General features: G+C 62.5%; 12 protein-coding genes. 7 read left to right on the top strand and 5 right to left on the bottom strand.

Going from position 1 to position 15,148, the window contains the following annotated elements; all coding sequences use genetic code 11:
- The first annotated feature begins 151 nt into the window (after positions 1–151).
- From PAQ31011_RS25775 to PAQ31011_RS25755, 5 genes are all read left to right on the top strand, one after another.
- Complete coding sequence (locus PAQ31011_RS25775) at positions 152–1,345, top strand: hypothetical protein (protein ID WP_150578479.1); 1,194 nt, start codon at positions 152–154, stop codon at positions 1,343–1,345.
- Positions 1,345–2,475 (top strand): hypothetical protein, encoded by a 1,131-nt coding sequence (locus tag PAQ31011_RS25770; RefSeq protein WP_246179795.1) that lies wholly within the window; start codon positions 1,345–1,347, stop codon positions 2,473–2,475. Before PAQ31011_RS25775 ends, PAQ31011_RS25770 begins: the two co-directional genes overlap by 1 nt.
- A 115-nt stretch (positions 2,476–2,590) precedes the next feature.
- On the top strand, positions 2,591–3,241 hold the full coding sequence (locus PAQ31011_RS25765) for a hypothetical protein (RefSeq protein ID WP_150578477.1): 651 nt from the start codon (positions 2,591–2,593) through the stop codon (positions 3,239–3,241).
- A gap of 63 nt (positions 3,242–3,304) precedes the next feature.
- Positions 3,305–4,702 (top strand): CsgG/HfaB family protein, encoded by a 1,398-nt coding sequence (locus PAQ31011_RS25760; protein WP_246179793.1) that lies wholly within the window; start codon positions 3,305–3,307, stop codon positions 4,700–4,702.
- A 173-nt stretch (positions 4,703–4,875) separates the two neighbouring features.
- A complete protein-coding gene (locus PAQ31011_RS25755) occupies positions 4,876–5,340 on the top strand; it encodes a CreA family protein (RefSeq protein ID WP_150578475.1) in 465 nt (154 codons plus the stop codon).
- A 50-nt stretch (positions 5,341–5,390) separates the two neighbouring features.
- Here the strand turns inward: PAQ31011_RS25755 and PAQ31011_RS25750 are convergent, their stop codons facing one another.
- Entirely contained in the window at positions 5,391–7,337 is a 1,947-nt protein-coding gene (locus tag PAQ31011_RS25750; RefSeq protein WP_150578474.1) for a sigma-54-dependent Fis family transcriptional regulator, read from the bottom strand.
- Between the two features lie 325 nt (positions 7,338–7,662).
- On the opposite strand from PAQ31011_RS25750, the gene exaC reads away from it, so the two are divergent.
- The gene (gene exaC / locus PAQ31011_RS25745) at positions 7,663–9,183 is read left to right on the top strand and encodes an acetaldehyde dehydrogenase ExaC (protein WP_150578473.1); all 1,521 of its coding nucleotides are present in this window, start codon (positions 7,663–7,665) and stop codon (positions 9,181–9,183) included.
- 160 nt (positions 9,184–9,343) lie between these two features.
- Positions 9,344–10,492: an L-threonine dehydrogenase gene (gene yiaY, locus PAQ31011_RS25740; RefSeq protein ID WP_150578472.1), complete on the top strand. Its 1,149-nt coding sequence runs from the start codon at positions 9,344–9,346 to the stop codon at positions 10,490–10,492.
- Between the two features lie 102 nt (positions 10,493–10,594).
- On the opposite strand, the gene PAQ31011_RS25735 is transcribed toward yiaY, so the two are convergent.
- From PAQ31011_RS25735 to PAQ31011_RS25720, 4 genes are all read right to left on the bottom strand, one after another.
- Complete coding sequence (locus tag PAQ31011_RS25735) at positions 10,595–11,134, bottom strand: hypothetical protein (RefSeq protein ID WP_150578471.1); 540 nt, start codon at positions 11,132–11,134, stop codon at positions 10,595–10,597.
- Positions 11,135–11,415: 281 nt separating this feature from the next.
- Entirely contained in the window at positions 11,416–12,774 is a 1,359-nt protein-coding gene (locus tag PAQ31011_RS25730) for an MFS transporter (protein WP_150578470.1), read from the bottom strand.
- 68 nt (positions 12,775–12,842) lie between these two features.
- Complete coding sequence (locus PAQ31011_RS25725) at positions 12,843–13,520, bottom strand: aspartate/glutamate racemase family protein (protein WP_150578469.1); 678 nt, start codon at positions 13,518–13,520, stop codon at positions 12,843–12,845.
- A 23-nt stretch (positions 13,521–13,543) separates the two neighbouring features.
- Positions 13,544–15,019: an MFS transporter gene (locus PAQ31011_RS25720; protein ID WP_150578468.1), complete on the bottom strand. Its 1,476-nt coding sequence runs from the start codon at positions 15,017–15,019 to the stop codon at positions 13,544–13,546.
- Positions 15,020–15,148 lie beyond the last annotated feature (129 nt).

Below are 15,148 nucleotides of genomic sequence, written 5' to 3'. Positions count from 1 at the left end.
CGCCTACATCTCCCATACATTCCATCACACGAAATACCTATCAATTTAGATAGGATCACGATGCAATTGATTGACTGAGAATCGTTAGTCATCCAGTATTCCGCGATCTCGCGTCCGCTAGTTGCGGACGCGTAACGGGGAGCATAACAATATGAAAGTCGGCGGGTTTCTCTTCCGTCTTGCTGTCGCTATTTCGACGGCATTCTCGATGATGTTTGCCGGGCACGCTCTGGCCCAGACGACGGACAAGACCGTCACCTTTGCGGGCGCAGCCTACGGCGGCGATGCCGCCAGCATCGACAAACGATTTCCCTATTCGCGTGCTTACGAAGCCAGTCTGAAGGCGACGGGCGACTCGCCCTATAAGCGTCTGCTGGCCGCCGTGAATCAGAATCCTGCGCAGCACTTCAAGCTGACTACGGGGCCGATCGACCAGATCAAGGGGCGCGATCAGGCGCTCGTCGTGTCGCTGGTCGTCAATACCGAAACGGTCTCCGTCGAGCGCTTCGGTGCGATTCGCAAACTCTTCGTGCTGTTGCGCGGTCAGGTGCTGTTCTTCGACTTCAAGTCGATGACGGTGCTGCGCTCCTATCCGGTCAGCTTCGGCTACGTCGACAACCTCGACCATGAGCCCACGCGTGCCGAGGTCCTCGACCGGGTGCGCATGGTGTACGACGGCGCGAACGGCAAGCCCGGACTGTACGCACGCTTCGCGTCGTCCGTGGCTGAAGCACAGTTGCCCGATCAGGCGCCGCGCTACCTGCAAGTCACTCACGTCGACGTGACGCCCGAAGCCGCCGCGTTCCTGCCCGACTATCTGAAAGTAACGCCTGCCGCCGCCCAGACCTGGGTAGCGGACATGGTCAGCGAAGCCATCTCCACACGCATCGGCGTGCCGGTCGTGCCGTACTCGAAGGGCTACGCGATCGGCAACGTGATGTCGATGCAGATCATGGACGGCACCATCTACAACCTGAAGCTGCCGCAGCCCGATTACGAAATCGACGTCTCGCTGAAGAACTTCAAGAAGATCAAGTACAGCGAAAACGCCGTGGGCACCGCCTACATCTACGGCAGCTATGCGGATATCGCCATTCGCGAGCCGCTGACCGGCGCGGCCTATCTCAACACGTCGCTCAAGAACGGCGAGGTGAAGCCAGTACCGGCGTCGCAAACGTGGGTGGACGACTTCCCCGCGTATTACGACTCCGTCAACGGACTGTTCGTGAAGCTGGCCGAATCGGTGGCCGGTCAGGACACGTCATGGGTGAAGTCTGCCGCTTCGGCGTCGGACATTTCGTCGCAAATCGACAAGACGATGGGATTGATGAAGCTATGCAAGTGATGAAGAAACTGATGCTGGTGTTCGCTGCGGCGCTGTTCGCATCGAGCGCGATGGCCCAGGTGCAGCAAGCCCGCGGCAAGGCGACCGTGACCTACGAGGGCTGGTCGATCTCGCGTGACGACAAGGCGCGCGCCCTGTCGGCCGCGCAGCTGAAGGCTGTGGAGTTCTACTACGCCGAAGCCGGCGAAGCCGAGTCGGAGAACTTCGACGCGATTCGCCAGAAGATTCTCGCCGAGCCGGATCGCTACATTCTCGACTCGACGATCCTCGCGGAAGACGAGAACTCGGACAAGAAGCAATACACGGTGGCCGTGCGCGTCTCGCTCAACGTCGCCAACCTGCGCAACGCCGTGAAGTCGAACTCCGCCGTCGTCAAGGGCGGCCCGGCCGCACGCTCGCCGCTCGCGTTCATCTTCGTGTCGCGTGAAGTCGGCACCTCGCGCGCCTACGACGACCGCGTGTACAAGCGCATCGACCGTAAGGCGGATGTGAATGCGCAGGTCGACGCTTCCGAGCAAGGCATCGAAGGCGAGAACATCCGCGGCGGTCAGATCGGCACGAATGCGTCGACGAAGACGAAGGTCGCAGCGTCCGTCCATAGCTCGGCATCGGTTGAAACCGGCGGCAGCACCACGCGTCGCGCCACCGACTCGACCTACCGTCTCATTCCGAGCGCCAACCTGTCGCAAGTCTTCACGTCGACGTTCGCGAAGGCAGGCTTCAAGGTCAACGAGGCGGCACTGGTCGAGCCGTACACCGGCGGACAGTTCAAGGTTGCCAACATCGAGAACGACTACAAGAGCGGCATGGATCTGAAACCTGCAACGCTCGCGTCGATGGTCAATGGCATGCGCGTGGCCAAGATGTCTTACATCGCGCTGGGCACGCTCGACGTCGGCCTCGCCGACCGCGATCCGAACTCCGGCCTGATGCGCGTGGCCGTGACGGTCAACGCGAAGCTGCTCGACATCGGTCAGACCATCCCTGACACCGTTGCGTCGGTCGGCCCCGTGCAGTACGCCGGCACCGGCCCGACGGAAGAAGAAGCGCGCACCAATGCGCTGCGTCTCGCGGCCAACAACGCCTCGCGCGAGCTGACCAGCCAGATCACCAATCTCAGCCTGCGTTAAACGAATACCTCAGTCCAATACTTCAGTCGAATGCGTCAGTCGACCAAGTCGGCCGACTGACGCATTGACCTCATTTCACCCCGTATCACTTATCCCCTCCGTGGAGAAGACGTTCATGAAGAAGATCATTGCCTGCGCCGTTGCAGCTGCATTCGTTGGTGTTTCGGGCGCGTCGTACGCCCAGCTCGGCGGCTTGACCAGCCTGGTCGGCGGCGGTAGCAAGTCGGACAGCTCGGTGGACCTGAGCGGCCAGCAAGCTGCGCTCGTGAAGAACTACGTTGCCGCCAACGTCGACGTGCTCAACGCAAACGCCAAGATGGGCGAAGCGCTGGGTCTGAAGACGCAAGCCGAGCAGGCTGCCGCTGTCGTGGCGCAACTGTCGTCGGGCTCGACGCAAGACAAGGATTCGGCATCGAAGGCCGTGAACGCCGTGGGCGACACGAGCGGCGCGATTGCAGCGAAGCTCAAGGAGAAGCCGGTGCTCGACGACGCTTCGAAGAAGACCTTCGCACAGGGCCTCGGCCACCTCGCGCTGGGCATGGTGCACTACGCCGGCATGCGTAACGACGTCACGTCGATGGGCACGAACATGAAGAGCGCATCGCCGATGGCGCTGACGTCGCTGGGCGGCGCAGCCTACGTCGTGTCGAACTTCCCGGGCTCGGTGACGGAAGCCGGCAAGGCGCTCAAGAACGCCATCGACTTCGCGCGCACCAACGGCATCGAAGTGCCGTCGGACGCCACGAAGGCCCTCGCCGCTCTGTAATCACGGCAAGCCGACACCAAACATAACAACGACATGACGCGTAAATCGCTCACGGGGGCCCTGGTGGCCCTCTTTTTTATGGCCGGCTGCTCCGAAAAGTCGGCTGATACTTCCCAGGCGCAAGCCCCTGCTTCGGCACCCTCCGCGGCCGCCCCGGTGCCGGACGTCGGCAAGGTCGAGTCCGAAAAGGTGACGGCCTCGGGCTTCGGTGACACCGCCGGCGAAGCCACGACGGAAGCCATGAAGCTCGCGCTGTTGCAGGTCAACGGCGCGGTCGTGCAGGCGCAGAGTGTGGTCGCCAAGTACGGCCTCGACGTCAGCCTCGGTCAGGATTCGGCGTCGCTGCGTGCGAATGCCTTTGCCGAAGTCGTCGCGCAACGTTCGGGCGGCGTGATTCAGCACCTGCGCGTGCTCAGCCTCGATGAGCCGGGCGTGCTCAACAAGCGCTTCAAGGCCACCATCGAAGCCGATATCGCGAAGTTCAAGCCGTCTGCCGACATGCAGAAGCTGAAGGTCGTCGTCGGTCCGGTGCTGTTCGCGCAGGATCGCCTGCCGATGGGCGACATCACTGTGCCGTCGAGCGAAGTGGCGACCGTGCTGCGTCAACGCGTGAGCGACGCGCTCGTGCAGACCGGACGCTTCGCCGTGCTCGATCGCGAGATGAGCCCGGAGATCGCGCATGAACTGGACATCATCGCGTCCGGTCAGGCGCCGAGCGCCGAACTGACGAAACTCTCGCAGGCCGCCAGCGCCGATCTGGTGTGGAGTGCACGCGTAAGCGCGTTCAACTACACGCGTATGGCCCGCCAGTTGCGCACGAGCGATCGTCAGCTCGTGAGCTATTCGGGCGGCTGGGCACTCTCGCAGAAGATGGTGAACGTGGCGACGCGTCAGGTCACGGCGGCCGGTTCGCTGAGCAACGCACTGCCCGCAACCGCACCGACCACGCTGAGCAACGGTGTCGACAGCCAACGCATTCTCACCGAGATGACGGACCAGGCCAGCAAGGCGATCGTGAGCGCAATTCTGCAATCGACGTTCCCGATCACGGTGCTCGCCCGCGACGGCACCAACGTCGTCGTCAGCCAGGGCGGTCAGGCGCTGCGCGAAGGCGGCCGTTACGCGGTCGTGGCGATGGGCAACGAGTTCAAGGATCCGCAGACGGGGCAAAGCCTCGGCCGCACCGAGAACCCGTGCTGCGAACTGATCGTGGAACGCGTGACGCAGAACCTGTCGTACGGCCATCTGGACAACGTACGCCCCGGTCTGAACCTCGATACGCTGCCGATTGCCGGTCTTCAGGTGCGTGGCGAGTTGGCGGGACGTCCCGCACAGGCGTCGCAGCAAGCTGCTGCGCAAGCCGGAACGCAGGCCGTCGCATCGGCCGGTCCGACGACGAAGAAGAAGTCCACGCCGTCGGCAGGCGCACAGGCAGCGCCTGCGCAAGACGACAAGTGGTAAGTCGCCATGGTCGTCTCGTCTGTCCGGTGTGACGGCGCGCGACGACGGCATATGAGCGGTTCCCGTAAGGGCTGAAGCGGCGATGGCCGCCGGTCACGCGACGCGAGTAGAATCCGCAACGCGTAGGGCTGGCGATCGTCGCCGCTTCCGCAGTTTTGACGGGACACACTCTCATGAAGAAAGCAGTCGCGCTGGCGCTGATGCTCGCCGCGAGTTGGGCCCATGCCGAGAAGATCGGCGATGTCAGCACCGCATTCAAATTCCTCGGGCCGGATCACAAGATCGTCGTCGACGCGTACGACGATCCTAAGGTAAAAGGCGTGACGTGCTATGTCTCGCGTGCGAAGACCGGCGGCCTTAAAGGCATGGTCGGACTCGCCGAGGACAAAGCCGAAGCATCGATTGCATGCCGCCCGGTCGGTCCGATCTCCTTCACCGGCCCGCTCCCCAAGGAAGAAGAAGTCTTCTCCGAAGGGCTGTCCCCGCTCTTCAAGAAGTTGCGCATCGTGCGCATGGTCGACAAGGCGCGCAATACGCTCGTCTACCTCACTTACTCAGACAAACTCATCGACGGCTCACCGCAAAACAGCGTCACCGCTGTGCCGGTGGATCGTGCAACGCTGATCCCGATGAAGTGATGCGCGTGGGGCAGGCGTTGATATTAATGTCGACGCCATGCCACTTGACGTCACCCACGCAGCAACCCGAAGCGCCTGAGCTTGCGATACAGCGTGTTGCGGCTCACACCCAGCCGTCGCGCGGCTGCGCTCACCTGTCCCTGACAAGCGTCGAGCGCCGCGCGCAGTGCCTGACGCTCCGCCGCTTCCAAAGGCGCCTCATTCGATGCATCGGACAGTGTCACAGCTGTCTTCGCAACATCCGCTTCGCGCAGTTCGTCCGGCAAATCGTCGATCGTGACGATGCCGTTCTCGCTGAGCGCCACCAGCGTCCGGATAACACTGCGCAGCTGACGCACATTCCCCGGCCACGCGTGATGACACAACCGATCGAGCGCGGCGGGCGTCACATGCATGGCGGGACAATGGCCCCTGGATTCCCTCTGCCCAGCCTGTGACAGCAAGCGCCGGATCAACTCGACCTTGTCCTCGCGCTCGCGCAGCGGCGGCACGGTGACTTCGAGCCCGCTCAGGCGATAGAACAGATCCTCGCGAAACAATCGTTCGTCGATACGTTCGGAGAGATCGCGATGCGTGGCGCTCAACACACGAATGTCCAGCGGGACCGGTTCGCCACCGCCCAGCGGCGACACCATCCGGTCCTCCAGCACCCGCAGCAAACGCGTTTGCATCGCGAACGGCATATCGCCGATCTCGTCGAGAAACAACGTGCCGCCGTTCGCCTGCCACAGCTTGCCCGTCATCCCTTCCTTGCGCGCACCGGTGAAGCTGCCGCCCACGTAGCCGAACAATTCGCTTTCGATCAACGACTCGGGAATCGCCGCGCAATTGAGTGCGACGAACGGCCCGCCCGAACGCGCACTCGCCGCGTGCACCGCACGCGCGAACACTTCTTTGCCGCTTCCCGTTTCGCCGCGAATCAGCACGGGCACGTCGTGCGCGAAGACGCGGCATGCCCTTGAGAACGCGCGCGCCAGCGTAGGATCGGAGAACGGCTCCGTCACGACTTCCGGCACAGCGCGCGACACACTGGGCGCACGCCGGAGTGCACGCGCGGGCGCACGCAGCATCGCCAGCAACGACTCGCCGGCATTCGCACCGGTATTGGCGTGCAACGGCCAGCAGGTGCTCGGCGACGGATGCGCCTGCGCGAGCAGGGTGTCGAGCGTCTGCACGAACCATCGGTCGACGCGCGTGCCGACCAGCGCGTCGCGCGTCACGCCTAGACAGTTCAATGCGCTTTGATTGGCGGCGAGCACGCACCCTGCATCGTCAAACGCGAGCAGCGCCTGCGCGAACCCACCGAGATGGTCGGCCTGCTCCTGCCATTGCAGCAGCCATTCGTCGCGATAGTGCTGAAAGAAATACTCGCTCTCGACGACCTTTGCCGACAGGTTGACGAGCGCCAGCGTATGAAACTGACTCTGACGCGTGAGATCCGTACTGGTGGACGACACATCGATCACCGCCAGCAGATCGCCCTGCGGTGCGAATACCGGACTCGCGGTGCAAGTGAGCGGCGTATGCAGTGCACGAAAATGATCCTGCTGACAGATGATGACGGGCGCGCGCTCGACGGCACATGTCCCGATACCGTTCGTGCCCTCGCACGATTCGCTCCAGTCAGCGCCCGGCCACAGCCCGGCGCGATGGAAGTCGTCGCGCGTGCCGTCGTGCAGCCGCGAGTCGACGATCACACCGTCCGGAGCCGTGAGCAACACAGCCTGACGCGGGTTCATCAACTGACGTTGCAAACGTTCCAGCACGGGCATGGAGACATTGCGCAAGCGCTCCATCGCACTACGGCGTTCGCGCAACTGTGAGGATTCGAGCACACGCGGTGCCATGCGCGCGCCCGGGTCGAGCGCATGCGTGTCGAGACAGCGCCGCCACGAACTGGCGATGTTCGGGTCGGTCGCCACCGAACCCGATGGCAAATGACCCTGCGCGACATTCAGCACACGGCGTGCGTGTGCGGCTTGCGTACTGGCTGGCATTGGTTGTCTCCCCCGTGCCGGATGATCTGACGATCTCGTATCGTTCCCGAAGCATCCCCCATGCGCGAAGCGATTGCAATGCGCTGTGTCAATCGGAAGACGCAAAGCGATTGATGCAGGTTCTGACGCCGACGGAGGTGTCACAGTCCTGAGACAACGTGTGCCACGCCGCAGGACACAGGTGTCACGGAATCGATACAAACCGCGCCGGCCTGCGCGCCGCCAGGGCACGTCGTTGCACGAATTGGGATGTCTGGCCCGCGACTTGCTTAGTACCGTCTTGCGCAGCCAACGTCCGCGCTACAACGATATCCGGAGACACAACATGAAATACGCCCCGCCCGGCACGCCCGGTGCCCTGCTGTCCCTGCAACCGCGCTACGAAAACTTCATCGGCGGCAAGTTCGTGCCACCCGTGGAGGGCCAGTACTTCACCAACACGTCGCCGGTCACCGGCGCGGTCATCGGCGAATTCCCCCGCTCGAACGGCGCAGACATCGAACTGGCGCTCGACGCGGCGCACGCGGCGGCGGCCAAGTGGGGAAAGACTTCCGTACAGGCGCGCTCGCGCATCCTGTTGCAGATCGCCGACCGTCTCGAATCGCAACTGGAGCGCTTCGCCGTGGCGGAGACGTGGGACAACGGCAAACCCGTGCGCGAGACGCTCGCCGCCGATTTGCCGCTGGCGGTCGATCACTTCCGATACTTCGCCGGTTGCATCCGCGCGCAGGAAGGCACCGCCGCCGAGATCGACGAGCACACGGCTGCGTACCACTTCCATGAGCCGCTGGGCGTGGTCGGTCAGATCATCCCGTGGAATTTCCCGTTGCTGATGGCCGCGTGGAAGCTGGCCCCGGCGCTCGCGGCAGGCAATTGCGTGGTGCTCAAGCCCGCCGAACAAACGCCGCTGACGATCACGCTGTTTGCCGAGTTGGTTGGCGACCTCTTGCCGCCCGGCGTCCTTAACATCGTGCAGGGCTTCGGAAAGGAAGCCGGTGAAGCATTGGCAACGAGCAAGCGCATCGCCAAGATCGCCTTCACGGGGTCGACGCCCGTCGGCAATCACATCCTGACGCGCGCCGCTGCCAACCTGATTCCGAGCACCGTCGAGCTGGGCGGAAAGTCGCCGAACATCTTCTTCGACGACATCATGTACGGCGAGCCGGAATTCATCGAGAAGGCTGCGGAAGGCCTCGTGCTGGGCTTCCTGAATCAGGGCGAGGTCTGCACATGTCCGTCGCGCGCGCTCGTCCAGGAATCGATTTACGAACCCTTCATGGAAGTGGTGATGAAGCGGGTCGAGCGCATCAAGCGGGGCGATCCGCTCGATACCGAGACGGCCGTCGGGGCGCAGGCGTCGCAACAGCAGTTCGACAAGATCCTCACCTATCTCGATCTGGCACGCAAGGAAGGCGCACAGGTGCTGACGGGGGGCGGCATCGAGATGCTCGACGGCCCGCTGGCGTCGGGCTTCTACATACAGCCGACGTTGCTCAAAGGCGAGAACCGCATGCGTGTGTTCCAGGAGGAAATCTTCGGGCCTGTGGTCGGCGTGACGACCTTCAAGAACGAAGCCGAGGCCCTCGCGATCGCCAACGATACCGAGTTCGGTCTGGGCGCGGGTGTGTGGACGCGCGACATCAATCGCGCCTATCGCATGGGTCGCGGCATTCAGGCGGGGCGAGTCTGGACGAACTGCTATCACCTGTATCCGGCACACGCGGCGTTCGGCGGCTACAAGAAGTCCGGCATCGGCCGCGAGACGCACAAAATGATGCTCGACCACTACCAGCAGACGAAGAATCTGCTCGTGAGTTACGACGTCAATCCGCTCGGCTTCTTCTGAGCAATCCCTCTAGTCGTATGTGACCTTGCAGTAGATCAAAGACGCATCGCGCAGCGAGTGCGATGCTGTCTTTGATGCATGCAAAAGATGATTCTGGACACCCCGTCGCGCCGTTGGTGCGCGGGGAGTACCCCTCACAGAACAGATAAGGAGCATGACGATGAGCACGACTTTCTTCATTCCCGCCGTCAACATGATGGGCGTGGGCAGCCTCGACGAAGCGATTGCCGCCCTGCGCCAATACCATTTCCGCCGCGCCCTGATCGTGACCGATGCCTGTCTCGCGAAAGCGGGCGTCGCCGAGAAGGTGGCGAAGCTGCTGACGCAGCAGGACATTCAATCGGTCGTCTTCGACGGCGCGAAACCGAACCCGACCGTGAGCAACGTCGAAGCGGGTCTGGCGATCCTCAAACAGAACCAGTGCGACTTCGTGATTTCGCTGGGTGGCGGCTCACCGCACGACTGCGCGAAAGGGATTGCACTGTGTGCGACGAACGGCGGTCACATCTCGGAGTATGAGGGCGTCGATCAGTCGAAGAAGCCGCAATTGCCGCTCGTCGCGATCAACACGACGGCTGGCACGGCAAGCGAGATGACGCGCTTTTGCATCATCACGGACGAAAAGCGTCATGTGAAGATGGCCATCGTCGACCGCAACGTCACACCGCTGCTGTCCGTCAACGATCCGGCGCTGATGGCAGCGATGCCTAAGGGTTTGACGGCCGCGACCGGCATGGACGCCCTGACGCACGCCACCGAAGCCTACGTGTCGACCGCTGCCACACCGATCACCGACGCGTGCGCGCTCAAGGCCGTCACGCTGATCTCGCAGAACCTGCGTCGTGCGGTGTCGCATGGTGACGACATGACGGCGCGCGAGAACATGGCGTATGCGCAGTTTCTGGCGGGGATGGCATTCAACAACGCATCGCTCGGTTATGTGCACGCGATGGCGCACCAGTTGGGCGGGTTCTACGATCTGCCGCACGGCGTGTGCAACGCCGTCCTGCTGCCGCACGTGGAAGAGTTCAACGCGAGCACCAGCGCCGCGCGTCTGAAAGACATCGCGCAGGCGATGGGCGAGAAGGTGGAAGGGCTGAGCGACGAAGAAGGTGCAAAGGTCGCCATCGCTGCGATTCGCCGGTTATCGAAGGACATCGGCATTCCGTCGGGGCTGGCGGAGTTGGGCGCCAAGGTAGAGGATGTCCCCACGCTCGCCGCGAACGCCATGCAGGACGCGTGTGGCTTTACTAACCCGCGCCGGGCCGAGCAAGCCCAGATCGAAGAGATCTTCCGCCGGGCGTTCTGAAAAAAATGCGCCGTTCCACGAGTGGACGGCGCATTTTCTTTAATGACGAACTTACGTGCTGACAACGACTTTGAACTACGCTGCCGACATCTCCGGCACGTATTAGCGCGTGGTCATCCCAGGCGGTGGCTGGACGCGTTGGATTTGAATCGTGTTCACCTGAACCTCTGCAAGTCTGGCCAACCCATTCGCTGCTTCGGAACCCACGTTTTCTGCAATCAGACCGATGCCATTGATGGATGTCCGGGCCGTGTCCTCAACCGAATAGGTTTTGCCGGAAACGTCGACACGAGCCTTGATATGATCGCTCCCCGACAAATAACCGAACACCAGACGGGCAGCGGTCGAACGCGCGCTGTATTCCTCAACGGTAATCTTGACCGGGACGCCACTCGGCGATATCGCCATGCCGTTCTTCTCGACCTGCAACTTGAAAGCGTCCAGAATTTCCGACTTCACATCCGCGCTGACTTCATGGCCATTCAAATCCATGGTCGGCAATGCAATGCCCTGTTTGAGCGTTGCCGCCAAGGCGGGATCGACCCCATGGGAAGTATCCAGCGTCGATGATGTTGATGCACACCCCGTCAGCGCAAGCACCAGCATTGCGATACCTGCGTGAAGGACTTTACGTACGCTCATTCTTCTAACCCCAGTTATGTAAGCATCTGATAAATGATCCGGGACGGTGCGGGTCTTCAGTGCGATCCGCATTCTATTGTCAAAAGCGTCTCGGATTCCCAACCAGCGAGAACCAGTCGGAATAGAGCATTACGGATGCTTACTTCGATTTCTTTAGGTTAGCGACGGAATTTTCGCTTTCGCGTTTTTTATTGACGTCTTCTCCGCTGAGCCTTCGACGACACCGCAAAAACAAAGGGCTACGTGAAATTACGTAGCCCTTATCGTCTTCCGGCGAATCCTCACGCCGCCGCAGGCACCCCCGGCACCCGCTCACGGCGATTCATCCGCCACCAGATCAGAATGGCGACGAACGCTTCGAGCGCTGCCACGATCCAGAGGCCGCCGTTGAAGCTGCCCGTTGCATCCTTCACGATACCCAGCAGATACGGTGAGCCGAACCCGGCAAGGTTTGCCACCGAGTTGATGAACGCCACACCCATCGCGGCAGCGCCGCCTGCGAGATAGGCGTTCGGCAACTGCCAGAACACCGGAATCGCGCCCATCGTGCCCGACACGGCGATCACAAGACACAGGAACGCCGCCACACCGTTGCTTCCCGCAAACACGCCGACGCCTGCCAGTCCGCATGCGCCGATGAAAACGGGAATCGCGCAATGCATGCGTGCTTCGCGACGCTTGTCGGCGCTGTAGCCAATGGCAATCTGGAAGATCGCGCCGAAGACGTACATCACACCGACGAGCAACCCGATGTGCAACGGATTCGTCGGCCCCAACGCACGCACGATGGTCGGTGCGAAGAACGAGAGCGTCGCGTTCGCGGCCACGATGCCGAAGTAGATGCCGGTGAGCAGCCACAGCTTCGGGCTGCGCACGGCGAGCATGAAGCTATGCTCGCGCTGACCCGCGCCCTTGCGGTCGTTGTCCAGATCGGCTTGCAGCAGGCGTTTCTCATGCTCCGACAGCCAACTGGCATGCTCCGGCTTGTCGACGAGGAACCACACGGCCAGCACGCCCGCGAGCACCGTCGGCACGCCTTCGAGCAGGAACAGCCATTGCCAACCCGCCCAGCCGTTCACGCCATGCATGCCGTTCAGGATCGCGCCTGCCAGCGGTGCGCCCACGACCGACGACACCGCCGACGCAGAGATAAACCACGCAAACGCCTTCGCGCGTCGGTGCGCCGGGAACCAGAACGTCAGATACAGCAACACGCCAGGCTGGAAGCCCGCTTCGAACGCGCCGAGCAGAAAGCGCATGACGTAGAAGTACGCGGGCGAATGCGTGAACATCATGAGCACGCAGATCGTCCCCCAGCCCAATGTGATGCGTGCGAGCGTGCGTCGCGCGCCGATCCGCAACAGCAGCCAGTTGCTCGGGATTTCCAGGAAGAAGTATCCGAGGAAGAAAATCCCCGCACCGATGCCGTAAACCGTCTCGCTGAAGCCGAGATCCTGCTGCATCTGCAACTTCGCGAAGCCGACGTTCACGCGGTCGATCCACGCGAGCATCCACAGCACGAAGATGAACGGAATAATCCGCCACATGATCTTCCGGTAGATGGGATCGAGCATGCGGTCGTCCGGCTTGGCGAACGCGTTGGTGCCGTCGCTCGTCCGCGACGTTGGCTGTTGGTTCATATCGTCTCCTGCTTTGTTTCGTATTGACCGTTGACGTTGGGACGAACGACGACTTTGGACGGCTCGAATCAGGCGGCTTCGTCCAGACGCATTGCCTGAAGCAACGCACGGCACGCTGCGGGCACAGGACCGATCACCGGCAAGGAGAAGCGCTCGCCGAGTGCCTGCGCCGCCTCGCCCAGCGGGCCGCCTCCGATCACCACCGCTTGCGCGCCGTCGAGCCGAATGCACGCGTCGACGGCACCGGCAAGACTGCTTTCCAATTGCGACGGCACATCCCCGAGCGCAAGCGGATCGCCGGTCGTGAAACGCGCCCCCGTGAAGCTCGCGCCGAGGCCCAGCTTGCGGACGTTCGACGCAATCGAGTCGGCCAGTTCCGGCGTTGTCGTGGCGATACCGAACCGACGTCCACCCTCACCCGCTTCACGCACCGATGCCGAGCCGATCCCAACCACGGGCACGTCCAGACGTGCCCGCAGCGCCTCGATGCCCGGATCGCCGAACGCGCCGACAATCACACCATCCGCCTGCGCCGCAAGTGCGACGATCTGCGGATCGTTCACGGCGTCGGCCGCGACCGCGAGGTCCTGCTCGTCGACGATCATCGGTGCACCGCGCGTTACCGTCGCACCAACGACCGTCGGCGGCGACGTCATCACGCTGGCGAAATACGTGCGGGCGATGTCGACCATCATTTGCGTCGTCGCCGTCGACGTGTTGGGGTTAATGAGCAGGATGTGAGTCATAGCAATCTCGGCGAATCAGGTATTCAGGAAGCATGCGAAGCGGATGCGGAGGATGCGGGCGCATCGGAAACCGTCTTTGCAGCCGCTTGCGGATCGGTGTCGCCGGGCGCGTCGGGGCCGTCGATGGGCTTGCCGAATGTCTCCGGCGCAAAGGTCAGTGCGATGGCGAACACGGCGTACATCGCGGCCATCATCCCGAACATGCCGCCAATGCCGTACTGGTCGAATACGCGGCCAGCCACCAGCGGCATCGCCGCACCGGCCAACGTGCCCAGCGCCAGAATGAACGCCGTGCCGAATGCGCGCACTCGCGTGGGATAGAGTTCCGGCGCGTAGATCCAGATGGACGTATTGAGCAGCAGCACGCAGAACTGGAAAGCCGCACCGAACGCGAGAATCAGCGGCTGCGACTTCGACAGAAACCCGAAGCACAGACCGATCACGCACGCGGCGATAGCACCCAGCGTCAGCACGCGTTTGCGGGGAAAGCGGAAACCGAAGTACGACGCGGTGATCGCGCCGAGCAGACTGCCCGACTGCATCACGATGGTGAACACGAAGCTCTTGCTCAGCGTGTAACCCTGCGCCATCAGAATCGTCGGCATCAGCGTGAGCACCGAAATCTGCGCGCCATAGGTCATGCACACGGCGATGCCGACGGCCACCGTGCGGCGCGCCAGCGGTCCGACGAACACTTCGCTCAAGCGCACCTTCTCTGCGCGGTGCGCGCCGTTCGATGCTTCGCTCAGGTAGCGCTTGGTTGCGCCACCGGCGGACTTGCCCAGCTTGCCGGAAGCGAGAATGTTGAGCACGCGGTTGGCGTCTTCCACCCGGCCTTTGGAGAGCAGAAAGCGCGGCGTCTCCGGAATGAAGCGGCGATAGAGCAGCACGAAGAACGCCGGGAGCACGAGACAGCCGAACAGCCAGCGCCAGCTGTCCGGTCCGGGAAAGAAAGCGAACACCGCTAGCCCGAACGCCGGTGCGAGCATGTTGCCCAACCCACCGCCTGCGACGTTGATCGCGCCCACGGCCACGCCACGGAAACGCGACGAGCAGAACTCGGCGAGCATGGTGACGGCAATCGAGATCTCGCCACCGAGGCCGAAGCCGACGATGAAGCGCCCGGCGGCGAGCATCGTGTAGTTCGTCGCCAAGGCGCAGATCAATGCGCCGAGCGTGAACAGCATCAGATTGATGCTCAGCATCGTGCGGCGCCCGAAGCGGTCGGCGATGTAGCCCGAGCCTAGCCGACCGATGGCGGCCGCACCGAACGTCAATGTGTTGAGAAAGCCGATCTGCGCGGCGGAGATGCCCCAGTACTCGCGCAGCAGCGGCCCGACGAGGCCGACGGCGTTCTGCTCGAAGACGTCGAACAGAACCCCAAACAGAATCAATGCGAGGATCTTCTTGTGTGACGGCGTCACGCCAATGTCGTCGAGCGCCCGTTCGAGCTGCTGCAACCTCGGTTCCGACGACGATACGACCACTTCTGCGCCCATCGTAAAACTCCCTGCGCCTCGAATGGCGCCTATGCGACCGAATTGCCTCGCCCTCTGATGAACCTGCTCGGTTAATATTTTTTCAGATTATTTGTTTTTGAAAATTATTTTTCATATCAGGGTTTAGCC

The organism is Pandoraea aquatica, assembly GCF_902459565.1.
Classification (GTDB): domain Bacteria; phylum Pseudomonadota; class Gammaproteobacteria; order Burkholderiales; family Burkholderiaceae; genus Pandoraea; species Pandoraea aquatica.
This window is presented reverse-complemented; position numbering and strand designations above follow the sequence as displayed.